The 23,196-nt window shown below is 65.1% G+C and carries 21 protein-coding genes; 14 read left to right on the top strand and 7 right to left on the bottom strand.

The features are described 5' to 3' along the window. The first annotated feature begins 21 nt into the window (after nt 1-21). Nucleotides 22-207, top strand: a complete 186-nt coding sequence (locus ACSQ1X_RS11345) for a hypothetical protein (protein WP_028269142.1) — start codon at nt 22-24, stop codon at nt 205-207. Between the two features lie 19 nt (nt 208-226). Here ACSQ1X_RS11345 and ACSQ1X_RS11340 read toward each other — a convergent pair whose 3' ends face one another. After that, a complete protein-coding gene (locus tag ACSQ1X_RS11340; protein ID WP_436057738.1) occupies nt 227-724 on the bottom strand; it encodes a hypothetical protein in 498 nt (165 codons plus the stop codon). Nucleotides 725-908: 184 nt separating this feature from the next. Between ACSQ1X_RS11340 and ACSQ1X_RS11335 the strand changes: the two genes are divergently transcribed. The 3 genes from ACSQ1X_RS11335 (at nt 909) to holA (ending at nt 4,772) form a co-directional block, all read left to right on the top strand. Then, on the top strand, nt 909-1,847 hold the full coding sequence (locus ACSQ1X_RS11335; protein WP_436057737.1) for a helix-hairpin-helix domain-containing protein: 939 nt from the start codon (nt 909-911) through the stop codon (nt 1,845-1,847). A 184-nt stretch (nt 1,848-2,031) separates the two neighbouring features. After that, nucleotides 2,032-3,825 (top strand): ComEC/Rec2 family competence protein, encoded by a 1,794-nt coding sequence (locus ACSQ1X_RS11330; protein WP_436057736.1) that lies wholly within the window; start codon nt 2,032-2,034, stop codon nt 3,823-3,825. After that, nucleotides 3,759-4,772 carry a DNA polymerase III subunit delta gene (holA, locus tag ACSQ1X_RS11325; RefSeq protein ID WP_436057735.1) on the top strand — a complete coding sequence of 338 codons (1,014 nt, stop codon included), beginning with the start codon at nt 3,759-3,761 and terminating at the stop codon, nt 4,770-4,772. Before ACSQ1X_RS11330 ends, holA begins: the two co-directional genes overlap by 67 nt. Nucleotides 4,773-4,911: 139 nt before the next feature. Here the strand turns inward: holA and rpsT are convergent, their stop codons facing one another. Beyond that, the gene (gene rpsT / locus ACSQ1X_RS11320) at nt 4,912-5,172 is read right to left on the bottom strand and encodes a 30S ribosomal protein S20 (protein WP_011692086.1); all 261 of its coding nucleotides are present in this window, start codon (nt 5,170-5,172) and stop codon (nt 4,912-4,914) included. Between the two features lie 208 nt (nt 5,173-5,380). Then, the gene (locus ACSQ1X_RS11315; protein ID WP_436057734.1) at nt 5,381-5,962 is read right to left on the bottom strand and encodes a type II toxin-antitoxin system PemK/MazF family toxin; all 582 of its coding nucleotides are present in this window, start codon (nt 5,960-5,962) and stop codon (nt 5,381-5,383) included. A 178-nt stretch (nt 5,963-6,140) separates the two neighbouring features. Between ACSQ1X_RS11315 and lepA the strand changes: the two genes are divergently transcribed. Together lepA and hemW are read left to right on the top strand one after the other, a co-directional pair. Continuing rightward, complete coding sequence (lepA, locus tag ACSQ1X_RS11310) at nt 6,141-7,994, top strand: translation elongation factor 4 (RefSeq protein ID WP_200939380.1); 1,854 nt, start codon at nt 6,141-6,143, stop codon at nt 7,992-7,994. 36 nt (nt 7,995-8,030) lie between these two features. Continuing rightward, nucleotides 8,031-9,260: a radical SAM family heme chaperone HemW gene (gene hemW, locus ACSQ1X_RS11305; RefSeq protein WP_436057733.1), complete on the top strand. Its 1,230-nt coding sequence runs from the start codon at nt 8,031-8,033 to the stop codon at nt 9,258-9,260. 43 nt (nt 9,261-9,303) lie between these two features. Here hemW and ACSQ1X_RS11300 read toward each other — a convergent pair whose 3' ends face one another. Next, nucleotides 9,304-9,723, bottom strand: a complete 420-nt coding sequence (locus ACSQ1X_RS11300) for a DUF4870 domain-containing protein (protein ID WP_028269150.1) — start codon at nt 9,721-9,723, stop codon at nt 9,304-9,306. A gap of 145 nt (nt 9,724-9,868) precedes the next feature. Then, nucleotides 9,869-10,720: a DUF3097 domain-containing protein gene (locus ACSQ1X_RS11295; protein WP_436057732.1), complete on the bottom strand. Its 852-nt coding sequence runs from the start codon at nt 10,718-10,720 to the stop codon at nt 9,869-9,871. Between the two features lie 260 nt (nt 10,721-10,980). Here ACSQ1X_RS11295 and hrcA point away from each other — a divergent pair, with 260 nt between their 5' ends. The 3 genes from hrcA (at nt 10,981) to ACSQ1X_RS11280 (ending at nt 13,995) form a co-directional block, all read left to right on the top strand. Further along, nucleotides 10,981-11,994 (top strand): heat-inducible transcriptional repressor HrcA, encoded by a 1,014-nt coding sequence (hrcA, locus tag ACSQ1X_RS11290; protein WP_055803189.1) that lies wholly within the window; start codon nt 10,981-10,983, stop codon nt 11,992-11,994. 94 nt (nt 11,995-12,088) lie between these two features. Continuing rightward, a complete protein-coding gene (dnaJ, locus tag ACSQ1X_RS11285) occupies nt 12,089-13,216 on the top strand; it encodes a molecular chaperone DnaJ (protein WP_028269153.1) in 1,128 nt (375 codons plus the stop codon). Nucleotides 13,217-13,218: 2 nt separating this feature from the next. Next, nucleotides 13,219-13,995 carry a 16S rRNA (uracil(1498)-N(3))-methyltransferase gene (locus tag ACSQ1X_RS11280; RefSeq protein ID WP_055803188.1) on the top strand — a complete coding sequence of 259 codons (777 nt, stop codon included), beginning with the start codon at nt 13,219-13,221 and terminating at the stop codon, nt 13,993-13,995. Between the two features lie 5 nt (nt 13,996-14,000). On the opposite strand, the gene ACSQ1X_RS11275 is transcribed toward ACSQ1X_RS11280, so the two are convergent. Further along, entirely contained in the window at nt 14,001-14,963 is a 963-nt protein-coding gene (locus ACSQ1X_RS11275; protein WP_436059329.1) for a GerMN domain-containing protein, read from the bottom strand. Between the two features lie 375 nt (nt 14,964-15,338). Here ACSQ1X_RS11275 and ACSQ1X_RS11270 point away from each other — a divergent pair, with 375 nt between their 5' ends. From ACSQ1X_RS11270 to ACSQ1X_RS11250, 5 genes are all read left to right on the top strand, one after another. Next, nucleotides 15,339-16,427, top strand: coding sequence for a PhoH family protein (locus ACSQ1X_RS11270; protein ID WP_055803185.1), 1,089 nt, complete (start codon nt 15,339-15,341; stop codon nt 16,425-16,427). Further along, nucleotides 16,424-16,897 carry an rRNA maturation RNase YbeY gene (gene ybeY, locus ACSQ1X_RS11265; protein ID WP_055803182.1) on the top strand — a complete coding sequence of 158 codons (474 nt, stop codon included), beginning with the start codon at nt 16,424-16,426 and terminating at the stop codon, nt 16,895-16,897. The genes ACSQ1X_RS11270 and ybeY overlap by 4 nt, the downstream gene beginning before the upstream one ends. Continuing rightward, nucleotides 16,894-18,237: a hemolysin family protein gene (locus tag ACSQ1X_RS11260; protein WP_436057731.1), complete on the top strand. Its 1,344-nt coding sequence runs from the start codon at nt 16,894-16,896 to the stop codon at nt 18,235-18,237. The genes ybeY and ACSQ1X_RS11260 overlap by 4 nt, the downstream gene beginning before the upstream one ends. Continuing rightward, on the top strand, nt 18,221-19,177 hold the full coding sequence (gene era, locus ACSQ1X_RS11255) for a GTPase Era (protein WP_055803178.1): 957 nt from the start codon (nt 18,221-18,223) through the stop codon (nt 19,175-19,177). The genes ACSQ1X_RS11260 and era overlap by 17 nt, the downstream gene beginning before the upstream one ends. Before the next feature lie 173 nt (nt 19,178-19,350). Then, complete coding sequence (locus tag ACSQ1X_RS11250; RefSeq protein ID WP_436057730.1) at nt 19,351-20,925, top strand: LCP family protein; 1,575 nt, start codon at nt 19,351-19,353, stop codon at nt 20,923-20,925. 105 nt (nt 20,926-21,030) lie between these two features. On the opposite strand, the gene ACSQ1X_RS11245 is transcribed toward ACSQ1X_RS11250, so the two are convergent. After that, complete coding sequence (locus ACSQ1X_RS11245) at nt 21,031-22,983, bottom strand: M13 family metallopeptidase (RefSeq protein WP_436057729.1); 1,953 nt, start codon at nt 22,981-22,983, stop codon at nt 21,031-21,033. Between the last annotated feature and the right edge of the window lie 213 nt (nt 22,984-23,196).

Genomic DNA, 23,196 nt, shown 5'->3' with positions numbered 1-23,196 from the left:
CTACCGAGCAAGGAGGCTTCCATGACAATGCAGGTGCACCACGTGGCGCAGTTCGACAAGGACGTGTCCGAAGAAGTGACGAACTGGCTGAAGTATCTCAAGGGCCAGGTGACGAGCGTCCAGTTCCTCACCACGACGGTGCCCGATCCGAAGGCGCCTGACGCATGGCGGGTCCAGTACGAGGCCTACATCACTTACCAGAAGTAGCCAGTTGGAACAGTCCGGGTCAGGGGCTGCAGGTCACCGTGTCACGGTTGTAGCGGCTTTTCTCGAGGACGCTGATGCTGTCCGACACGATGGTGCAGGAGGCACCATCGGGAAACGTGTAGACACTTGTCGCGCCGGTTTTGATGACATTAGCGTCGAAGGACCACGGGCTTTCGTAGTAGGCAAACACGCTGACGAACTTGTGCGTGTTGTCCACTGTGATGGTTTCGCCGTCGGGGGAGATCTGGGTGGCGCTCACGTCACCGCTTCCCTGGAAGACTGCGACTCCGCTCGGCGTATGCACCTCGATGTGCCGATCAGTGCCCGTCTGGCAAAACGTCCAGCCGGAAAGCTCATCCGTGATACACGACGAGTATTCGGTGAACTGGGTCCCTTCACTACCTGCCGCGTTGCCTGCCGCGCCGGCTGGCGTCGCGCCGGTCGCAAGCAGGAGCCCCAGACCAACTCCGCAACCGGAAAAGAGCACAGACCTTTTTGCCATCATGACCGTCCCCATTCTTCAGACTCTTTCCCAGGATTCGGGGCAGGGCAAAATGCTAAGGCGGCGGCGCTTCCCCGTCAATATGTAAATTCAATGGTGAAAATACCGGCCGTCGTCCCGGTGACCTGTTGTGCGGCCGCTTTCCACATACGGCCCTCCGCAGTGTCCGTTCCCGCCGTGTTCTCCTAGCGTTGTGGGTATGTCACCCCGGAAAGCGGAAGCGGGAGCACCTGCCGCGGCCACGCGTGCACGGCGGCGGCTGACGGCTTCCCTTGGGCCGGCCGGCGGTGATGACAGCGGCGGGCCAGGAACAGCCGGGGCCACAGGACAGGGGCTGCTGGAGCACGGAGCCCCCGGCCAAGGGACTTTCACCTACGACGGCGGTGCGCAGCCGGATCTGGATACGCCTGACGCCTCCGCCGGTGGCAGGGCCTCCGGACCCGCGAAGTTCAGGTGGCGCACAGGCATCCGCGTTGCGGTGCTGCTGGGAATAGTGAGCCTCCTGCTGGGCGGCTGGTTCTGGTGGGACGTCGCCAGCAGCCGCGGCCAGGTGGTGCCGCTGAGCGATGTCAGCACCCCGGACGCACGCGGGCAGCCGGATGGAAGCACCGGGACAGACCCGGGGGAGTCCGGCGGGACGTCAGAAGGAGGGCAGGCTTCCGGGCCTGCCTCCGGCAGGAAGATCGTGGTTCATGTCACGGGGGCGGTCAACAGGGCAGGTGTTGTGGAACTGCCGGAAGGCAGCCGGATCCACGAGGCAATCGCCGCCGTCGGAGGCAGTACGGCCACGGCTGACCTGGAACGGCTGAACCTGGCCTCCGTGCTGGCAGATGGCCAGAAGATCCACGTTCCGCAGGCGGGGGATCCGGCGGAGGCCCAGGGAACGGCTGGCAACGAAACCGGGTCCGACGGAACAGGTTCCGGCGGGCAGGGAACAGGCAGTGCCAAAGTCGACCTGAATACGGCGTCCGTGGAGGAACTGGGGACACTGCCCCGGGTAGGGCCCGTCCTGGCCCAGCGCATCTTTGATTGGCGGAAGGAACACGGACGGTTCAGCGCCGTAGAGGAACTCGACGCCGTGGACGGCGTCGGCCCTAAGATGCTGGAAACGCTGTTGCCGCTCGTGCGGGTCTCCTGAGATGGGCCGCCCCAGTCCGTGGCAGCGCTTCGTCGACGCAGCCGTCCGGGGCGGGCAGGACGAGGCCTTGCTGCCGCCGCGGCATGCTACCGGTGACCCGACGTCGATTTTTCCTAGTACACCGGGAACACGCTCCGCCGGTATCCAGGGCATTGTGCCCCGGACGTCTGCGGGACTGCGGGCTATGGTTGCCGCCCGCCTTCTTCCCCCGCCGGAGGACAGGGCGCAGGGAATCGGAAAACCTGCTGCGTCCGGAGCCGGCGGGAGACCACGGCGCAGGACTGACCTTCGCCTGGCACCTTGTGCCCTCCTCACCTGGACGGCCGCCGTCGGCGGTGTCTGGTTGCCGTTGCCCGCGCTCTGCGTGTTGATCGGGGGACTCCTCCTCTCGGCCGTGGTGCTGCTTGTGGTGATCAGCCGGCGCCGGGTGCGGACTCACGGGATTGGGCTGGCGCCGCGCAGCTTCCTGACCACTCTTGCCGTTGCCCTGGTGCTATCGGCAGCCGTCGCGTCCCACGCGGCGGTAGCAGCGTCCCAGAAGCATGACGGACCCGTGGCGGACGCCGTGACGGCCCGCTCCGCAGTTGTGGTTGAGGCGGAGATAGAAGGCTCGCCGCGTGAACTCAAGGTTCCCGGCCGCACCGGATCCGGCCGGTGGGCTGTCCAGGCAACAGCGATCACGATCATCGCAAACGGGCGCCTCATCAGGGGTGATGCACGCGTGCTGATCGTGGGCGGTGACGACTGGCAGCACGTGGTCCCCGGGCAGCGGGTCCGGACCACAGGAAAACTGCAGCCGGCCGATGCCGGCCAGGCACAGGCGGGCACTTTGTCCGCCACCACCGGCCCGGCCACCACGGTTGCCCCCTCGGCATGGCGGGAAGGACCTGTCGCGCTCCGGAGCGGGTTTGCCGCTGCCGCGGAATGGATCGGCGGCGATGCCCGCGGCCTCCTGCCAGGAATGGTCACGGGTGATACGGGCTTCCTCGATGAACAGCTGGAAAGCGCCATGAAGACTGTCGGCATGACCCACCTGACCGCTGTCAGCGGGGCCAACTGCAGCCTCATCCTGGGGGCGCTGTTGCTGGCCGCGCGGAGTGTTCGACTACCCCGGGCCCCGGCCGCGGCAGCCGCGCTCACCGGACTGGCACTATTCGTCCTGATGGTGGGTCCGGATGCAAGTGTCCTCCGGGCAGCGCTGATGGGGGCGATCGGGCTCGTATCCCTGTCCGGCGGCCGGGCCGGTCGCGGGCTGAGCTTCCTTTGCCTCGCGGTGACCGGACTCCTCATGGCAGACCCGGCACTCGGTACCAGCTTCAGCTTCCTGCTGTCCGTGCTGGCCACGCTCGGCATCGTGCTTGCCGGGCCGCGGATCATGGAATGGCTGCCGCCGGTTGTCCCGCGCTGGCTTGCCGCCGGCCTGGCGGTACCGCTTTCCGCCCAGCTCTTCTGCGGGCCGGTCATCGTCCTGCTGCAGCCCCAGTTTTCGTCCTACGCCCTCCTGGCAAACATGGTGGCTGCGCCCCTCGTGGCACCGGTCACCATCCTCGGCACTGCGGCCGTGCCGCTGGTGCCGCTCGCGCCATGGGCGGCCAATGTTCCCATGGCGGTTGCGGGTGGCTGCTCGGCCGGAGTCGCCGCCGTCGCCAGGTTCTTCGCGGCCTTGCCCGGCGCGGCCCTGCCATGGCCGGAGGGGCCGTTCGGCGCGGCCACCATGGTGTCATTCTCCGCCTGCTCCGTACTGCTCCTCTGGCTCATTCTGCACCCGCGCGCCGTGGCCACACTGGTCCTGGCGGCGCACCGAAGGACCATCGACCTGCTGGAGCTGGTGCCACCGTTCACCGGCTTTGATGTGCGCCGCCGCCGTGGGAGCCTTAGAGGTATTAATCGGAATTCCGGGAGGAACCAAGAGTGGCCGCTGCGCAAAAAGCACGATCCAAACCGGCAACGTCAGCGACGGCCACCTGGCGCGATGTAGCGCCGGCCAGTGTCGTGCTGATCGGCGGACCCGAAGAATACCTCGGCATCCGCGCCATGGACCGGATCAGGTCGCAGGTCCGTGCAGCCCAGCCGGATGTCGAAGTCACCAGGCTCAACGCAGGCAGTTACGAACCCGGCGCCCTCGCCATGAACGTCAGCCCTTCGCTGTTCGGGGAATCCAAGCTCATCGAGGTGGAGTCCGCTGAAGCGATGAATGACGCCTTCCTCGCGGACGCCCTCAAATACCTGGCGGATCCGGAGCCTGACGCAGTGCTGGTGGTCCGCCACGGCGGCGGAGTCAGGGGCAAGAAGCTGCTGGACGCCATCAAGTCTGCGGGCTGGCCCGTGGTCGATTGCCAGCCTCTGAAAAAGGACGCGGACAAGTCGGCGTTCGTGCTCTCCGAATTCAAGGCGGCAGGGCGCCGCATCGAGCCCGAGGCCGTTCATGCCCTGGTCAATGCGGTGGGAGCCAACCTGTCGGAACTCGCCGCGGCCTGCAGCCAGCTCATCGCGGATGCAGCCACGACTGTCGATACAGACATGGTGGACCGCTACTACGGCGGCCGGATCGAGGCGACGGCCTTCAAAGTTGCCGACGCCGCCCTGGCCGGCAATGCTCCGCTGGCACTCTCCACGCTTCGCCACGCCCTGGCAACAGGGGCAGACCCTGTTCCGCTAGTGGCCGCGCTGGCCGCCAAACTCCGCACGGTAGCCAAAGTTGCGGGCGCACACGGTTCCTCGGCCCAGATTGCGCGGCAGCTTGGCATGCAGCCGTGGCTGGTGGAACAGGCGCAGCGGGACGTCCGGCGCTGGACGCCGGAAGGCCTGGTCCGCTCCATCCAGGTGACGGCCGAAGCGGATGCGCAGGTCAAAGGCCTTTCCCGGGACCCCGTGTACGCAGTGGAACACGCGGTCACCGTCATCGCGACGTCGGTGCGCCGCTAGGCCTGCGGTGACCTACCCGCCTGCGAGCTAGCCGGCTGTGAGCTGGAGCGGGTCAACGAGCTAAGAGGGTTAAATGGATGTGGCCGGCACCCGCGAGGGGTGCCGGCCACGATCATCAGTTCAGTTGAACTGGAAAACCTTAGAGTGCGTTGACCTTCTTGGAGATCGCCGACTTGCGGTTTGCAGCGTTGTTCTTGTGAAGAACGCCCTTGCTGACAGCCTTATCCAGCTTTCGGCTTGCAGCAACCAGCGCAGCAGCAGCGGCATCCTTGTCGGTGGACTCAACGGCGGTGTTGACGGCGCGGATGGCCGTCTTCAGCTCCGACTTGACTGCGTTGTTGCGCAGGCGAGCCTTCTCGTTGGTGAGGATGCGCTTCTTCTGGGACTTGATATTAGCCACGTGTGAACTCTCTTTTTAATGCGGAAATGGTCTAGAGGGCTTTCAGATTGGCCATTGACTGAGCGGCGTGGGGATACCTATGGCGGCCAACCATCAGTGGCCGTCGACCTGCACGGACACACAGCTGTCAATAATAGCAGATGCCCTGCAATGCTGCTGCCTCGGCTGACGCCTGCCCTGCTGATCCCGTGCCCCTTCGGAACTTTCGTCAGCTCCAGCCGTGAAACTCGCGGAGTGCAGACGCGACGCCGTCGAAACGCTTCCGGTCCAGGACGGCGCCCTCCCTGCGGATGTCCGCCGCGCTGACCTGGATGATGCGGTCCAGTTTGGCTTCGCTGGGCCGGCGCTGCCGGTCCCAGCTGCCGGTGCCGATATCCACGTAACTGTCGTCATTCCTGCGGTCCTGGTCGTGGTCCTTGCTGGTGAGCATGAGCCCCAGCAGGTACCGCCCGCGGCTTCCGATCAGGAGCACCGGCCGGTCCTTGCCCTGCGAATGGTCCTCTTCGTAGGGAACCCACGTCCACACCACTTCACCCGGTTCCGGCTTGCCGTTGGGGGAGGGGGCATACCGGACATGAGCGGCGCCCGTGAAGTCACCCGGGTATGTCCCGGTGATGCCCGCGCCGGTCTCGGGCTGTGCTGACGGCTTCGTGGCACGGCCCGGCGCCGGTCGGACCGGTCCGGCAGGGCGCTTGCGCCGTCGGTCCGTGGCATCCTCGGCCGGGCGCCCCTCCAGGAGGCGGAATACGGTACGGACGGCGTTGCCAAGGGAGCGGAGGTTGAATGCCATCCTGCAACGATACTGTGCCCCGGATCGGTGCCGTTCGCGGTCCCGCAGCCCGATCACGCAAACAATGCACCGAGCGGGGGCAGGACGTGGGACACTATAAGTTCACGTGCGGCAGGTCCTGCGACGGCTTCGGCCGTCCTGAGCACAGCCGCGGAAATGCCAACAGTAAGGACCCTGCGTGTCTCCCATGGCCCGCACCGCCCCGGTGCCCGCCGCAACAGATCCGGCCATCATCCGGAACTTCTGCATCATTGCGCACATTGACCACGGTAAATCCACTCTGGCTGACCGCATGTTGCAGTACACCGGCGTCGTTCAGTCCCGCGACATGAAGGCCCAGTATCTGGACCGCATGGATATCGAACGTGAGCGTGGCATCACCATCAAGTCCCAGGCAGTCCGCATGCCTTGGGAAGTTGAAGGCACCAGCTATGCCCTGAACATGATCGACACTCCCGGCCACGTCGACTTCACCTACGAGGTATCCCGTTCCCTGGCTGCCTGTGAAGGTGCAGTTTTGCTCGTGGACGCGGCCCAGGGCATTGAGGCCCAGACCCTCGCCAACCTGTACCTGGCGATGGAGAACAACCTCACGATTATTCCGGTCCTCAATAAGATCGACCTTCCCGCGGCCCAGCCCGAGAAGTACGCGGAGGAACTCGCCAACCTGATCGGCGGCGACCCCGACGACGTGCTGCGTGTCTCGGGCAAGACCGGCATGGGCGTGGAAGTGCTGCTCGACAAGATCGTCCGTGACCTGCCGGCCCCCGTGGGCGACCCGAACGCCCCCGCCCGCGCCATGATCTTCGACTCGGTCTATGACACCTACCGCGGTGTTGTCACCTACGTCCGGGTGGTCGACGGAATGCTGCACCCGCGTGAACGCATCCAGATGATGTCCACCCGCGCCACGCACGAACTCCTTGAGATCGGTGTCAGCTCTCCGGAGCCCACCCCGTCCAAGGGCCTCGGCGTCGGCGAAGTGGGCTACCTCATCACCGGCGTGAAGGACGTCCGCCTGTCCAAGGTGGGCGACACCGTCACCAACCTGGCCAAGCCTGCTTCCCAGTCACTCCCGGGCTACGCAGACGCCAAGCCCATGGTTTTCTCCGGCCTGTACCCGCTGGACGGCACCGACTACCCGGTGCTCCGCGACGCGTTGGAGAAGCTCATGCTCAACGACGCCGCACTGGTGTACCAGCCGGAAACCTCGGCTGCGCTGGGCTTTGGGTTCCGCGTCGGTTTCCTGGGCCTCCTGCACTTGGAAATCACCCGTGAACGGCTCGAACGCGAGTACAAGCTGGACCTGATTTCCACCGCCCCCAACGTGGAGTACGAGGTCACGCTGGAGGACAAGAAGGTTGTCCACGTCACCAACCCCAGCGAATACCCCACCGGCAAGGTCGCGGAGGTCCGTGAGCCGATGGTGTCCGCTACCATCCTGGCGCCGAACGAGTTCGTCGGGGCCATCATGGAGCTGTGCCAGAGCCGGCGCGGCGTGATGGGCGGCATGGACTACCTCTCCGAGGACCGGGTGGAAATCCGTTACCGCCTGCCGCTGGCTGAAATCGTTTTCGATTTCTTCGACATCCTGAAGTCCAAGACCCGCGGCTACGGCTCGCTGGACTGGAAGGCCGACGGCGACCAGGTGGCCGACCTTGTGAAGGTCGACATCATGCTCCAGGGCGAACAGGTGGACGCCTTCAGTGCGATCACCCACCGGGAGAAGGCCTACGCCTACGGTGTGATGATGACCGGCAAGCTGCGTGAGCTCATTCCCCGCCAGCAGTTCGAAGTGCCGATCCAGGCTGCCATCGGTTCCCGGATCATTGCCCGTGAAAGCATCCGTGCCATCCGCAAGGACGTCCTTGCCAAGTGCTACGGCGGTGACATATCGCGTAAGCGCAAACTGCTCGAAAAGCAGAAAGAAGGCAAAAAGCGGATGAAGATGGTGGGCCGCGTCGAGGTTCCCCAGGAAGCCTTCATCGCCGCGCTGACCACGGACGAATCCAAGGACAAGGCCAAGAAGTAGTGATGACCGTCGCCGCAACCCTGCGGAGCCGCCGCAATGCCTAGCGTTCTTCCCCTGGGTGACCCGGCGCCGTCGGACGGTCTGCTGCCTCCCCAAGCAGCAGACGGTGCGGCGGACCGGGCCTTCGGGCTCTACGTGCACATCCCGTTCTGCGCCGTCCGCTGCGGTTATTGCGACTTCAACACCTACACCGCAACTGAACTTGGCGGCGGTGCGTCCCAGGATGCGTATGCCTCCACCGCCATATCCGAGGTGAGGCTGGCCGCGGAGGTGCTCAAAACCTCCGGGCTACCGGACCGTCGCATGAGCACTGTCTTCTTCGGCGGCGGCACGCCCACGTTGCTCCCCGCAGAAGACCTCGCCCGGATCCTGGGCGCCGCCATCGAGGTATGGGGGCTGGAGCCCGGGGCTGAAGTCACCACCGAAGCCAATCCGGATTCCGTCACCCCTGAATCGCTCCAGCTGCTGGCTGATGCCGGCTTCACCCGCGTGTCCTTCGGGATGCAATCAGCAGTTCCGCACGTGCTCAAAGTCCTGGACCGCACGCACACGCCCAGCCGCGTGCCGCAGGTGGTGCGGTGGGCGCGGGAGGCGGGACTGGCCGTGAGCCTGGACCTGATCTACGGAACACCGGGGGAGTCCCTGGCCGACTGGCGGTACTCGCTGGAGACCGCGCTGTCCTATGAGCCGGACCATATCAGCGCCTATGCGCTCATCGTGGAGGACGGCACCAAACTGGCAGCCCAGATCCGCCGCGGTGAAGTCCCTGGAATCGACGACGACGACCACGCCGACAAATACGAACTCGGCGATCAGCTGATCGGCGAGGCAGGGCTGAGCTGGTACGAGGTCAGCAACTGGGCGCGCACACCGGAGCAGGCCTGCCGGCACAACCTGGCGTACTGGCGTGGTGACGACTGGTGGGGGATCGGCCCCGGTGCGCATTCACATGTCGGCGGAGTCCGCTGGTGGAACGTGAAGCACCCTACGGCGTACGCGGGGAGGCTTTCCGGCGGCGTGTCGCCGGCGGCGGGCCGGGAAACGCTCGACGCCGAAACCCGGAACGTCGAGCGGGTCATGCTCGAAGCCAGGCTCAGCAGCGGACTCGATGTGTCCGGGCTGGGAACGTCCGGCCAGCACGCCGTCGCCGGGCTGATCGCGGATGGCCTGGTGGATCCCGTGTCGGCCTTCCGCGGACGGCTGGTGCTCACCTTGAAGGGCCGGCTGCTTGCCGACGCCGTGGTGCGAAGGATCCTGCCCGACTGAGCGCACCCGGCCGGTGCTCGAAGCCGGTGTTCGATTGTGCCGGTTACTTGATCCAGCGCAGGTTGAAGTCGTAGCGGTGCGGCTGGCCGCGGTTCACATGGATCCCGGCTGCCACGGAGAAGCACGTCACGGCGATCCAAATCAGTGTGGCCAGCACCGCGAAGATGTTCCCCACCACCGGCAGCAGCACCAGGATGTTGCAGATGACTGCAGCGATCGTGGGAGGCAGGGTGAAGTTCAGCGCTTCCTTGGATTCCTGCGCCGTGAACGGTCCGCGGTCCTTGAAAATCAGGTAGATCAACAGCGACGGGACGCACCCAAGGATGCCGCCGAAGTGCGCGAGGGTTGCCCACTGCCGGTCTTCGTTGGCCGTCAGCGGCAGGGCGTTGGCGGGGACACCATGATACTGGGGCTGGCCATGGCCGGCCTGGTTGTCCCGTTGTTCACGTGCGTCTTCTGCCAAGGTGTCGTCCTTCGGATTGCAGTGGTGCGGTGGTTCCCGGATAAGCGGACGCTGCCACAGGAGCAACAACCGCCTTATCAAGAATACTGGGTCGGGGGTGCATTCGGAGAGTTCGACTTCCGCCTAACGCACTGGTAACTTCCGCCTAGGGCACCGTGAGGAAGTCGATGACCTCTTCCACGCGGCCCAGCAGGGACGGTTCCAGGTCGGCGTAACTACGCACCGCCCCCAGCAGCTTCTGCCAGCCGAGGCCAATGTCTTCCTTAGTCTCGTGCGGCCAGCCGAAGGCTGTCAGGATCCCGGTCTTCCAGTCCACGCCCCGCGGAATAACCGGCCACGCGTCGATGCCGAGCACTGCCGGCCGAATGGCCTGCCACACATCCACATAGGGATGGCCCACGATGAGGACGTTGCCCGCAGCGCCCGGGGACGCCATCACGGCATCGGCGATCCGTGATTCCTTGGAATTGGCAACCAAGTGGTCCACCAGCACTCCCAGCCGCCGGCCCGGACCCGGCCGGAATGCGGCTACCGCAGCCGTAAGATCGTCAATTCCGTGCAAGGGCTCGACGACGATGCCCTCCACCCTGAGGTCGTCACCCCAGACCTTTTCCACAAGTTCGGCGTCGTGTTTGCCTTCCACCCAGATGCGGCTGGCCTTGGCCACCTGGGCGCGCTGGCCTGCCACCCGCACGGATCCGGAGGCCGTCCTGCCGGATGTGCCGGAGGCTGCCTGGGCGCGCGGTGCCGGGGGCATCAGCCGGATCGGCAGGCCCTCCAGGAGGAACCCGTAGCCAAGTTGGAACGTGCGGGACTTCCCGCGCCGGTCCTCCAGGGCAACAACATGCATCCCGCCGGACTTCTCCACCCTGGTGACGGCGCCCACCCAGCCGGACTGCACGTCTTCCAGCACCATGCCGCGTTCAACCGGCACTTCGGGAAGCTCGGTTTTCCGGGGAGCCGTGATGTCCTGCGGGCCCCAGTTCTGGTACGACATCGGATAGACACAACCTTGCGCTAGAAAAAGTGAACACAGAAAGTGAAACAGGAGAAGGGGAACAGCGGCGCCCGTGGCGTCACGGAGGTGCATGTCCTGTCCTGCTCCGGAGTTTCGCCCGGAGCGGTACCAATGCTAACAACGCGGCGACTCATATTAGACTGGTTAGCACTTAGACATGACGAGTGCTAACGGTAGACGGGATCTGGCAGGCGACAGAGCCGGTCCGCGGCCCGGGTGAAGCCGATCGGAGGTGGAGAATGAGCGAACCACGCAAGCTTGAAGTACTGCGCGCCATCGTGGAGGACTACGTCCATTCCCGCGAACCTGTGGGCTCCAAGGCCCTGGTGGAGAGGCACCATCTGGGGGTCTCCAGCGCCACGATCCGCAATGACATGGCGGCCCTGGAAGATGAGGGCCTAATCACGGCGCCGCACACCAGCGCCGGGCGCATCCCCACGGATAAGGGCTACCGGCTCTTCGTCGACCAGATTTCCGCCGTCAAGCCGCTGTCGCAGGCGGAACGCCGGGCCATCCAGACGCTGCTCGAAGGATCGGAAGACCTGGACGACGTCCTGGAACGCACGGTGCGGCTGCTGTCGCAGCTGACCAACCAGGTGGCCGTGGTGCAGTATCCGCACCTCAGTCGTGCCATGGTGCGGCACATCGAGTTCGTGCTGCTGGCGCCGCGCCAGGTCCTCACCGTCCTGATTGCGGACACCGGAAAGGTCGAGCAGCGGGTCATCGACGTCGGCCAGGAACTCAGCGACGAGGCCCTTGCCGGCCTTCGCTCACGGTTCCTGAAAAGCCTGTCGGGGACGCCGCTGAGCCTGCTCCCGCAGGCGCTGCCCGCCGTCGTCGCAAGCTGCGAACCGGCACGCCGGCACGCCGCCCAGGCGCTGGCCCGCGGCCTGGATGCCCTGGCCAGCAGCACCCGCGAAGAGCGGATGGTCATGGCCGGCACCGCCAACCTCGCGCGGTCCAACGTTGACTTCCCGCTGAGCATCGGCCCGGTCCTCGAGGCGCTTGAGGAACAGGTGGTCATGCTCCGCCTGCTCAGCGAAATGGCGCAGGACCCCCGCGGCGTGACCGTCAGCATCGGCCGGGAGAATCCCTACGACGGCCTCGCGGAAGCCTCGGTGGTGGCCACAGGCTACGGGCCCGGTTCCAGTGCCAAGGTTGGCGTCCTTGGCCCCACCCGGATGGACTATCCCACCACCATGGCCGCGGTCCGTGCCGTGGCACGCTACCTTTCCAGGATCCTCGGGCCGTGACCGGCCCTTCATCAGCCAACCCGGCCTCCGTGTCCCGGCTTCCGGGGTGCGGCAGCAGCATCACAGGCAGTACAACCAGGAAGAGATACGAACTTTGAGCAGCCACTACGACGTTCTTGGAGTCTCACCCGAAGCGACGGGCGAAGAGATCAAGAAGGCCTACCGAAAGCTTGCGCGCACTTTGCACCCGGACGTGAACCCCGGTGAGGATGCCTCGGACCGCTTCAAGGCTGTCACGCACGCCTATGAAGTGCTGTCCGATCCGCAGAAGCGCCGCGTCTACGACACCACCGGCAACGAGAACGGCACCGATAACGGTTTTGGCGGCGCCGGCTACTCGGGACAGGGCTTCGCCTTCCAGGACATCTTCGACACCTTCTTCGGTGCGGGCGGCTCATCCGGACCTGCCTCGCGTGTCCGCCGGGGGCAGGATGCCCTCATCAGCGTCCGCATCGACCTCCGCGACGCCGTCTTCGGCGTCAACAAGAAGCTCGAAGTGGACACTGCCGTAACGTGCCCCACCTGCGAGGGTTCCTGCTGCCAGCCCGGGACCCACCCCGTGCGCTGTGACATCTGCGGGGGCAGCGGCCAGGTCCAGCGGGCCGTCCGTTCCATCCTGGGCCAGGTCATGACGGCGGCGCCCTGCGGCTCCTGCGAAGGCTTCGGAACCGTCATCAAGGATCCCTGCAATGAATGCAACGGGCAGGGCCGCATCCGCAGCCGGCGTTCGCTGACGGTCAAGGTCCCTGCCGGCGTTGCCACCGGAACCCGGATCCAGCTTGGCGGCCAGGGCGAAGCCGGCCCTGCCGGCGGACCCTCCGGCGACCTGTATGTGGAGATCCGGGTCAACAATGACGCGACGTACGTACGCGACGGCGATGACCTTCACGCGACCCTGCACATCCCGATGACTGCCGCAGCCCTTGGCACCGAACTCAGCCTCGACACCTTCGACGGCCAGCAGGAAATCGACGTCAAGGCGGGCACCCAGTCCGGTGAGGTCATCACCCTTCGCGGGCTCGGCGTCACCCACCTCCGGGGCTACGGCCGCGGCGATCTGAAAGTGCACCTGCAGGTCGAGACCCCGGCCAAGCTTGATGCCGCGCAGGAAGACCTGCTGCGGCAGCTCGCGAAACTCCGTGGCGAGCAGTACACCGAAGGGAAACTCTCCGCCAGCGGCGGTGTCTTCGCCAAGCTGCGGGACCGGCTCGGTAACCTGTAGCGGTGAGCAACCCTGTCTTTTTCGCAACCCCGGGAGCCCTGGACCACCAGGTTCCCGGTTCGCACTTTGTCCTCGAGGGCGCAGAGGCGAGGCACGCGGTCACCGTCAAGCGGATTGCCGTGGGGGAATCCGTTGACATCGCCGACGGCGCCGGCAAAAGGCTCACCGGCACGGTCGCCGCCGTTGGCCAAGGTGAACTGACGGTGGAGTGTTCAGTCCTCGACACGGAGGAGCGCCCGGACCTCCGCCTGGTCCTGGTCCAGGCACTGGCCAAAGGGGACCGGGACGAACTCGCCGCAGAAACCGCCACCGAACTGGGGATCGACGCGATCATCCCGTGGCAGTCCGAACGCTCCATCGTCCGGTGGAAAGGCGAACGGGCCGCGAAGGCCCACGCCAAATGGCAGTCCGTGGTGACCGCAGCCGCCAAACAGGCGCGGCGGGCTTGGATTCCTGAAGTCCGTGCCGCCGTCGACGGTGCCGGACTTCAGGCCGCAGTCTCCGCCGCGGACCTGGCCATCATCCTCCATGAGGATGCCGTGCGTCCGCTGCGGAGCGTGCTCGAGGCGTGGTGCGAGAACAACGCCGGGGCACCGGAGCCGGGGCCGCGCGAAATCCTGCTGATTGTGGGGCCCGAAGGGGGCATCAGTCCGCGGGAGGTTACCAGGCTGTGCGGGGCCGGTGCCGTGACGGCGCTCCTTGGCCACCATGTACTGAGGTCATCCACGGCAGGACCGGCCGCCACGGTGCTCGCCAGCGACATCCTGGGTCGCTGGTAGCCCCGCTAGGAAACCTTGAAACCGCGGGAGTCCACGTTCAGTTCCCGGTCGGGGTTCCCCGGGTCGACCTGGAATACCCGGATCTCATAATTTCCCGGCGCCAGGTTGACATTCATCGAGAAAAGTCCGGACTGTGCCTGGTCTGCCGAGGCAGTGACTTCGCCGCCCAAATAGGCGGTCTTGTCGCTGCTGCCGTCGACTTTCAGGATTTTCCACCGAAGTTTGCCCCCGGGCAGCGTGCTCCGTCCGCTGATCTTGACGCTGCCGTCGGGGACGCCCACACCTTCCTGGGGATCGATGATCCAGACCGGGGCCACCATGCCTGCCCCGCGCGGAGTGGGACTGCCCAGCCGAACGTGGTTGAAGGCGAGGTAATCGGTGTGCCCGTCAACCAGGATGACCACCTGGATTTGCTGGCCCGAGTCCACCAGCCCTGAGCTCGCTCCCGCGGCCGTTGCCGTGTAGACCAGCTGCTGGATGGCCCGCTTGGCCATGTCCTCGTCGAGGTTGCTGTTGAAGGCATCCGGTGAGACGTCCACCGTGATGACGTTCTTGCCGGAGATCGACGTTGCCAGCTTCTTCGGGTTTTGCCACGGGGTAAAGAAGTCGGGATCCAGCGGCTTGTCCGACATCATGGAGCGCAGGGCCCTGGTGACAGGGTTTTCCTGCTCCGGGACATCCCGGAATTCGCGGTACAGGTAGACGTTCTCGTTGCTGCGGCCGATCCAGTACACGGGTGCCTTGTTGGAAGCCTGCGTGGTTTCCAGTGGGGCACTCGTGCTGGGAACGCCCGCGGTGGCGGATCCGGTGACTGTCTGGGGGGTGCTGGCAGCGGTGTTCAAGGACGGCTGGGGAGTGGCGACGCAGGAGGACAGCACCATGGCAGCGGGCAGCACAAACAGGAGCACTGCGGAACGTGTCCGCCCGCCTCCTGCTGTCTGCCGGCGTCGTGGTTTCCTGGTCTCCATGGTGATCCCGGTACCTGCCCTGTCCTGATAAACGTTGCCGATGAAGTGGTTCAAGACGGGCGAAAGCCCGCGATGGATTCCAGCATTACATAGAGTCCCAGGCGCCCTGCGGCGTTTGCGGACGGATTGCCGAACTGCAACGGGAACGATACGAGGCCGATACGAAGTTGATACCTAATGACGGGAATCTGCAACGAAGCGGTCGCGGCCAAACGCCCGGCAGCCACGCCCCGCGGCCCCCGGACGGCTTACTGGCGTAAGATATAAGGACTCGGCCGCGCACGGAGTCCGACGCTGAAGCAGCGGGAGCGAAGTGATCGGCCAGAGAAACAATTTTCCTAACTGGAGGGGACCAGAGGCCCGCAGGCCGGCACCATGACTGAAGCAACAAACGGAAGGCCCCGGTTCAGCGCCGGTGAGCGCACCACAGGTGAATTTCCCCACAGTCTTCCCGGTGTCCGGACGGAGGTGGTCATCTTCGACAACTCCGAACAGATGGTTCAGTCCCTCGGCAGTCACGACGAGGCCCTCCGTTTTATCGAAGAACAGTTTCCTGCCGTGGATTTCCATGTCCGCGGCAATGAACTGGCCATCAGCGGCCCCGCGGCCGACGTTCCCAGGATCATGCGCCTGCTCCACGAAGTAAGGGGACTCGTTGACCGGGGCACGGTCATTACACCGGCAGTGCTCCAGCAGCTCGCGGCCCTGCTCCGGAGCCAGTCGCTCCAAAATCCGGTTGAGGTGTTGACATACAACATCCTGTCGAGCCGTGGCAAGACAATCCGGCCGAAGACGCTGAACCAGAAGAACTATGTGGACGCCATTGACGCGAACACGGTGATCTTTGGAATCGGACCGGCAGGCACCGGCAAAACCTTCCTTGCCATGGCAAAGGCCGTCCAGGCCCTGCAGCAGAAGGAAGTCAGCCGCATCATCCTCACCAGGCCGGCGGTGGAAGCCGGCGAACGGCTGGGCTTCCTGCCCGGGACGCTCAGCGACAAGATCGATCCGTACCTGCGTCCGCTCTACGACGCGCTCCACGACATGATGGACCCGGAGTCCATCCCGCGGCTGATGGCGGCGGGCACCATTGAAGTGGCCCCGCTCGCATACATGCGCGGCCGAACCCTCAACGACGCGTTCATCATCCTGGATGAAGCCCAGAACACCACGCCGGAGCAGATGAAGATGTTCCTGACACGGCTCGGGTTTGGCTCCAAAATGGTGGTCACCGGCGACGTCACGCAGGTGGACCTGCCGTTTGGCACCCGTTCCGGGCTCCGGATCGTGGAGGAGATTCTCCAAGGCATTGACGACGTCAACTTCAGCGTGCTGGATTCCTCGGACGTAGTGCGCCACCGCCTCGTCGGCGACATTGTCAACGCTTACGGTATTTGGGACGAGGCACAAAGGAACCGGGTGAAGCATTCCGTGCCCCGGGAGAAGCGGGGAGAGCACGCATGAGCATCGAAGTAAACAACGAATCGGGCGTCCAGGTGGATGAAGCCGAGTTGGTTGCCCTGGCCCGGTATGTGTTCGAACGCCTGTACATCCACCCCCAGGCTGAGCTTTCCATCCTGCTCGTGGACGAACCCGCCATGGAAAAGCTGCACCTCGAGCTCATGGATGAGCCCGGGGCCACCGATGTCCTGTCCGTTCCCATGGACGAACTGACTCCGGGTACGCCGGACAAGCCGACACCGCAGGGCATGCTCGGCGATATTGCCGTTTGCCCGCAGGTGGCGGAAGTCCAGGCCCGGAACGCGGGACATTCCACCCAGGACGAGATGCTGCTGCTCACCACGCACGGAATCCTGCACCTCCTTGGTTACGACCACGCCGACCCCGAAGAAAAAGAAGAGATGTTCGGCCTGCAGCGGGAACTGCTTGAGGGCTTCACCGGCAAAGAAGCCCCGTCAGAGACGATGCAGTGACCCCACTGATCCTCGTTGGCATGGCGGTAGTCTTCCTGAGTTTCGCCGCCCTGCTGACAGCGGCCGAGTCCGCCTTTAATTTCCTGCCCCGCCACGACGCCGAAGAAGCTGTTCTTCGCAGCGACGGGCAGGCCCTCAAACGCATCCTGGACCAGCCGATGGCGCACATGCGCTCCCTGAGGTTCTGGCGCATCTGGTTCGAAATGGCCTCGGCCGTGGCGGTCGCTGTCCTTTTGCACAGCCTGTGGGACAGTGTCTGGCTCGCCGGGCTGGCTGCCACCGGGATCATGGCCCTCGTAGGCTTCGTGATCGTAGGCGTTTCGCCGCGGCAACTGGGCCGGGCACATGCCGGAGCCGTCGCCCGGTCCACGGCGCCGGTCATCCGCTTCCTGTGCTGGGTCCTAGGTCCCATCCCCGGCTGGCTAGTCGCACTGGGCAGCGTCGTGGCGCCGGGCGGACGCGGCGTGGACGAGGCCTCGTTCAGTGAAGAGGAATTCCGTGAGCTCGTGGACCGCGCGACCGAATCGGACATGATCGAGGACAACGAGGCCGAACTGATCCAGTCCGTCTTCGACTTCGGTGACACTCTGGTTCGCGCGGTGATGGTGCCCCGGACGGACATCCTGAGCATCGACGCCGGCTCGAGCCTGCACCGGGCCATGTCCCTGTTCCTGCGGTCAGGCTACTCGCGGATCCCGGTCATCCGGGACAACACCGACCAGATCCTGGGCATTGTCTACCTCAAGGATGTAGCTGCGGCGCTGCACAGCCTCCGCCCGGGGGAGGAACCCCCCATCGTGGATGAACTTGCCCGCGAAGTGCGCTACGTGCCGGAGTCCAAACAGGTCAGCGACCTTCTGCGCGAACTGCAGAAGGAATCCACGCACGTCGCGATCGTGATCGACGAATACGGCGGAACGGCCGGCCTGGTCACCCTCGAAGACCTGATCGAGGAGATCGTCGGCGAGATCGTGGATGAGTATGACACCGAGAGCGCCGAGGCCGTTGCGCTGGGTGACGGCAGTTACCGCGTGAGCGCACGGATGGGCATCGACGACCTCGGTGAGCTTTTTGATGTGGAACTCGACGACGACGAAGTGGATACCGTCGGCGGCCTGCTGGCCAAGGCCCTGGGCAGGGTTCCCATCGTCGGCAGCACCGTCGAAGTGGACGGGATCTCGCTGCGGGCAGACCGCCTGGAAGGCCGCCGCAACAGGGTCAGCCACATCATCGCGGCGCCCGTTGCAAAGGGCGCTGTTCCAGAACAAACTGACCTTGAAGACCTACTCGACGAGGCCGAAACAACGCAACAGGGAGTTCCACGTGAGCAAGCAGAATAAAGCGGACGGCGAGGCCTTTGGCGGCTTCCGTGCCGGATTTTCGATCCTTGTGGGCAGGCCGAACGCCGGTAAGTCCACCCTGACGAACGCCCTGGTGGGCAAGAAGGTGGCCATCACCTCGGCCAAGCCGCAGACCACGCGCCACACCATCCGTGGAATCGTCCACCGGGACGACGCCCAACTGATCCTCGTCGACACTCCCGGCCTGCACCGGCCGCGGACGCTTCTTGGCAAGCGCCTCAACGATCTCGTGGCGGACACGCTTTCGGAAGTGGATGCCATCGGATTCTGCCTTCCGGCCAACGAGAAGATCGGCCCCGGCGACCGTTTTATCGCTGCGCAGCTGGCCGCGGTGGGCAAGAAGCCCATCATTGCGATTGTGACCAAGGCCGACCTCGTGGACCGGCAGGCACTGACTGAACAGCTGCTTGCCGTCGCCGCACTGGGACGCGAAGTCCTCGGCGAGGAAGGCTGGAAGGACATCGTTCCGGTGTCGGCCACGGATGGCTTCCAGGTGAGCACGGTTGCCGACGTGCTGATCAGCCACATGCCGCCGTCCCAGCCGCTGTATCCGGACGGGCACCTCACTGACGAGCCCGAGGCCGTCATGGTGGCCGAACTGATCCGTGAAGCCGCACTGGAGGGCGTCCGCGACGAGCTTCCGCACTCCCTCGCCGTCGTGGTTGAGGAGATCGTTCCCCGAGAAGGCCGGCCCGAGGACAGCCCTTTCCTCGACGTCCGGGTCAACCTTTACGTGGAGCGGCCCTCCCAGAAAGCCATCATTATCGGCAAGGGCGGCGCCCGGCTCCGGGAAGTCGGCACCAATGCGCGCAAAGGCATCGAAGCGCTGCTTGGAACGCGGATCTACCTTGACCTGCACGTCAAGGTGGCCAAGGACTGGCAACGGGACCCGAAGCAGCTGGTCAAGCTCGGTTTCTAGCCTGCACCGCTATTCGCGGCAGCCTCCCGGTCCACCGCAGACCGGCCGCCGCGCGGCTGCCGCAGGCATGCCCGGCTGTGGCAGCACGACGGCGGCCTCCGGGCATCGGGCGTTTTCCCAGTCTCGGCCACTAAAATGGACCGAACCCGTTTTATAGAGGAAGGTAACACCACGTGGTGCGACGCCGAGACACTCCCGGACAAGGCATTGGTTCGCCAGCGTCCGACGCCGCCGCCCGGCATTCTGACAACAAGGCCATGGGCCCGGCCCGGCACCTCGGCGCCATGCGGGGCAAACCCGCCTGGTTCAAAGTGGCCAGCGCGATTGTGGCCCTGCTCCTCGTTGGCGGTCTGGCTTTCGCCGCCTTCTGGGTAATCCGGTTGCAGCTGAACATCAACAAGGCACCCTTGGGTGCCGGCAGCAGCCGCACCGAAGATCCCGTCAACGATTCCAAGGACCGGATGCAGATCCTGATCCTGGGCTCAGACACCCGCGACGGCAAGAATTCGGAGTACGGCACCGCCGAAGATTCAACGGGGTACGGCCAGTCCGACGTCATGATGATGATGGACATCTCTGCCGACAACAAGCGGGTCAGCGTCATCAGCTTCCCCCGCGACCTGCTGGTGGACATTCCGGAATGCACGGACCAGAAGACCAAGCAGGTGTACCCCGCCCAGAGCGGAGTGATGATCAACGAAGCCATGAAGCAGGCCGGAATCGGCTGCGCGGTCGATACGGTGAACAAGATCACCGGCCTGGAAGTCGACCACTTCATGATGGCGGATTTCAACGCGGTGAAGGAGCTCTCCAACGCCGTGGGCGGCGTGGAAGTCTGCATCAGCGACGCCGTCTATGACCCCGACTCCCGCCTGCGGCTCCCCGCCGGAACCTCGCAGGTGCAGGGCGAGCAGGCACTGGCGTACCTGCGGACCAGGCATGCGTTCGCGGACGGCGGCGACCTGGGCCGCATCAAGGCGCAGCAGGGCTTCCTTTCCTCCCTCACCCGCAAGATCAAGGATGACGGCACGCTGTCCGATCCCCAGAAGATGCTCAAGATTGCCGACGTCGTGACACAGAACCTCACGGTGGACGATGGATTGGCTTCCGTCCCGTCACTGCTGACCATCGGCAACCGGCTCAAGAACATTGACATCAGCAAGGTGGCGTTCGTTGCCGTTCCCACCACGGCGGCGCCCAGCGATCCCAACCGGCTCACCGTTGCCGAGCCGGCCGCATCGCAGCTTTTCGCGGCATTGCGCAAGGACGTTGACCTGACGGACCCGACGGCCCCGCCGAGCCCCAGCGCGGCACCGACCGAGTCAGCACCCGCCCCCTCGCCGTCGACGCCAACTGCAACCCCGCCGCCGGCCTACGACAAGGCGCTGCAGCCGGTGACCGTCGCGAACGGTACAGGCGTTCCGGCGCGGACCCAGGAAATCACCCAGGCAATTATCGCCGGCGGCTTCACCCAGGTGGCTCCGCTGGTGGCGCAGTCTGTCTCGAAGACGTCGGTCTATTACGGACCCGGCTTCGAGGATGTGGCGGCCGACGTCGCGGCGCTGCTTGAAATTCCCGCCACGCAGGTCCTCCCCGCCACCGGGGTCAGCGGCGTGCAGGTCTACCTCGGCACCGACTTCATGTCCGGAACAAAGATGGGCGCCGTGGCGCTTCCCACCGACATCGTCAATCAGACTGCCGGCGACACCGTCTGCCAGCAGGCCAATCCGGAATTGATCACCCAGTAACGGCACGGCGGCGCTGCGTCTGTTCGACGACGTGCGCTGATCAAAGACCTGCGGGGCCGGCCACAAACAGTGGCCGGCCCCGCAGGTCTCTTCGTTACTGCCCGGTCACCAAATGCTGACGCGGTCCTCCAAGGGCAACCACATGCCGTCCTGCTCCGATACGTCGAAGGCTTCATGGAAGGCGTCCAGGTTCTTGGCGATGGCGTTGGTGCGGAACTCATTGGGGGAGTGCGGGTCCGTGGCGAGCCTGCGGATAGCTTCCTCATTCCGGATGACCTGCCGCCAGCCGGCAGCCCAGGACGCGAAGAAACGCTGCTGTCCGGTCAGGCCGTCCAGCACCGGAGGCTCGGCACCGTCGAGGCTGATCAGGTAGGCCTTGTAGGCGATGGTGAGCCCGCCCAGGTCTCCGATGTTTTCCCCGAGGGTGAGCTTGCCGTTGACATGGTGCCCCGGGGCCGCGGTGGGCGACAACGCGTCGAACTGGGCCACCAGCTTGGACGTCAGGGCCTCGAACGCCGTGCGGTCATCCTCGGTCCACCAGTTGCGGAGGGCGCCGCCGCCGTCGAACTGTGAGCCCTGGTCGTCAAAGCCGTGCCCGATCTCGTGTCCGATGACAGCACCGATGCCGCCGTAATTGACGGCGTCGTCGGCGTCGGCCGTGAAGAACGGGGCCTGCAGGATTGCGGCCGGGAACACGATCTCGTTCAGAAGCGGGTGGTAGTACGCGTTGACTGTCTGCGGCGTCATAAGCCATTTGTTCTTGTCAACCGGCTTGCCCACCTCGTCCAGGTGCCGGTCGACGTCGGCATTGTGTGCGCGCTCAACGTTGCCAAGAAGGTCGCTGGGGTCAATCTCCACCGCGGTGTAGTCAATCCACTCATCGGGGTAGCCGATCTTGGCGCGGAATGCCTCGAGCTTTTTGAGGGCTTCGAGTTTCGTGTCCTCACCCATCCAGGCGAGCCCGGTGATGCTCTCCCGGTAGGCCTCGATGAGATTGGCCACGAGGGTCTGCATGCGGGCCTTGTGGGTCTCGGGAAAGTGCCGGGCAACGTAGATCTGGCCGACCGCTTCGCCCAGTGAGGCTTCGACGACGGCGACGCCGCGCTTCCAGCGGTCCTTGTTACGCGGCGTGCCGCTGATGGTGGTGCCGTAGAACGCGAAGTTCGCGTCCACGAATTCGGCCGAGAGATAAGGTGCAGCAGAGCTGAGAACGCGCATGGCCAGCCAATCCTGCCACGCCTCCAGCGGTTCGGTTTCGAGAAGGCCTGCCGCCCCGGCAAAGAAATCAGGGGTGCTGACCACGATTTCCGCGCGCTTTTCGGCAGCAATTCCGGCGGCTTCGAACCATGCGTCCATGAGCGGGAACAGCTCACCGGTCTCTTCGGCGGATTTCAGGTTGTACGTTTTTTGCGGATCGCGCAGGGTCACGTTGTCCCAGTGATGCGACGCAAGGGCGGTCTCCAGCCGGACCACCCGGTCCGCGGCACCCTCCGCGTCCTTGGTTCCCGCGAGGCCGAGCATGGTCCGGACATGGTCCCGGTACGCCGACACCATCGGGGCGAATTTCTCTTCGCGGTAGTACGACTCGTCCGGCAAACCGAGGCCGCCCTGGCCGGTGTAGAGCAGGATCCGGTCCGGGTTGCCCGCGTCGGGGGCCGGGTAGATGTAGAAGAGCCCGGAAACATCGGAACGGAAGAGCCTCCCGGCCAGTTCGATGACGTCCCTGGCTGACTGCGTGGCGAAGGCCGCGGCAAGCCGTTCCCGGATGGGGTCCATGCCTTTGGCCTCCACTGTGGCTTCGTCCATGAAGCTGTTGTAGAGGTCTCCGACCTTCCGTTCGATGCCGCTGCCATCTTCGCCGCGCGCAGCGGCTTCTTCGATGATTTCCCTGACCGCCAGTTCGGACCCGTCCCGCAAAGCCGTGAAGGTTCCTTCGAGGGGGCGGTCGTCCGGGATGGTGGTGCTCTTCAGCCACGCGCCGTTGATGTGCCGGTACAGGTCATCCTGCGGCCGGACGGTGTGGTCGATGTTGGACAGGTCGATCCCCGAGTTTGGCACAAGTGCTCCTTCAGGTGAAGGCTGCCTCCGGCGCTGGCACCGGTGGCAGCGTCTGCATGGTGGACGTTGCTGGAGGTGTTGCTCCTTCATCTTACGCACCCGTGTTAGTGTGAAATGGTGCGCGCAGAACTCCTTCTTCTTAGCTGCCGCGGCGAGGCCTCAGACGCGATCTAGCGCAAGGCCAATCCTCGTCGCGGAGTTTGTGTTGCCCGG

It is taken from the genome of Arthrobacter sp. LjRoot78 (assembly GCF_964254335.1).
Lineage (GTDB): Bacteria > Actinomycetota > Actinomycetes > Actinomycetales > Micrococcaceae > Arthrobacter.
This window is presented reverse-complemented; position numbering and strand designations above follow the sequence as displayed.

Coding starts and splice junctions, on each gene's coding strand:
- ACSQ1X_RS11345 (WP_028269142.1), top strand. CDS start 22: ATGACAATGCAGGTGCACCACGTGGCGCAGTTCGACAAGGACGTGTCC.
- ACSQ1X_RS11340 (WP_436057738.1), bottom strand. CDS start 724: ATGGGGACGGTCATGATGGCAAAAAGGTCTGTGCTCTTTTCCGGTTGC.
- ACSQ1X_RS11335 (WP_436057737.1), top strand. CDS start 909: ATGTCACCCCGGAAAGCGGAAGCGGGAGCACCTGCCGCGGCCACGCGT.
- ACSQ1X_RS11330 (WP_436057736.1), top strand. CDS start 2,032: ATGGTTGCCGCCCGCCTTCTTCCCCCGCCGGAGGACAGGGCGCAGGGA.
- ACSQ1X_RS11315 (WP_436057734.1), bottom strand. CDS start 5,962: ATGGCATTCAACCTCCGCTCCCTTGGCAACGCCGTCCGTACCGTATTC.
- hemW (WP_436057733.1), top strand. CDS start 8,031: ATGCCTAGCGTTCTTCCCCTGGGTGACCCGGCGCCGTCGGACGGTCTG.
- ACSQ1X_RS11295 (WP_436057732.1), bottom strand. CDS start 10,720: ATGTCGTACCAGAACTGGGGCCCGCAGGACATCACGGCTCCCCGGAAA.
- hrcA (WP_055803189.1), top strand. CDS start 10,981: ATGAGCGAACCACGCAAGCTTGAAGTACTGCGCGCCATCGTGGAGGAC.
- ACSQ1X_RS11275 (WP_436059329.1), bottom strand. CDS start 14,963: ATGGAGACCAGGAAACCACGACGCCGGCAGACAGCAGGAGGCGGGCGG.
- ACSQ1X_RS11270 (WP_055803185.1), top strand. CDS start 15,339: ATGACTGAAGCAACAAACGGAAGGCCCCGGTTCAGCGCCGGTGAGCGC.
- ybeY (WP_055803182.1), top strand. CDS start 16,424: ATGAGCATCGAAGTAAACAACGAATCGGGCGTCCAGGTGGATGAAGCC.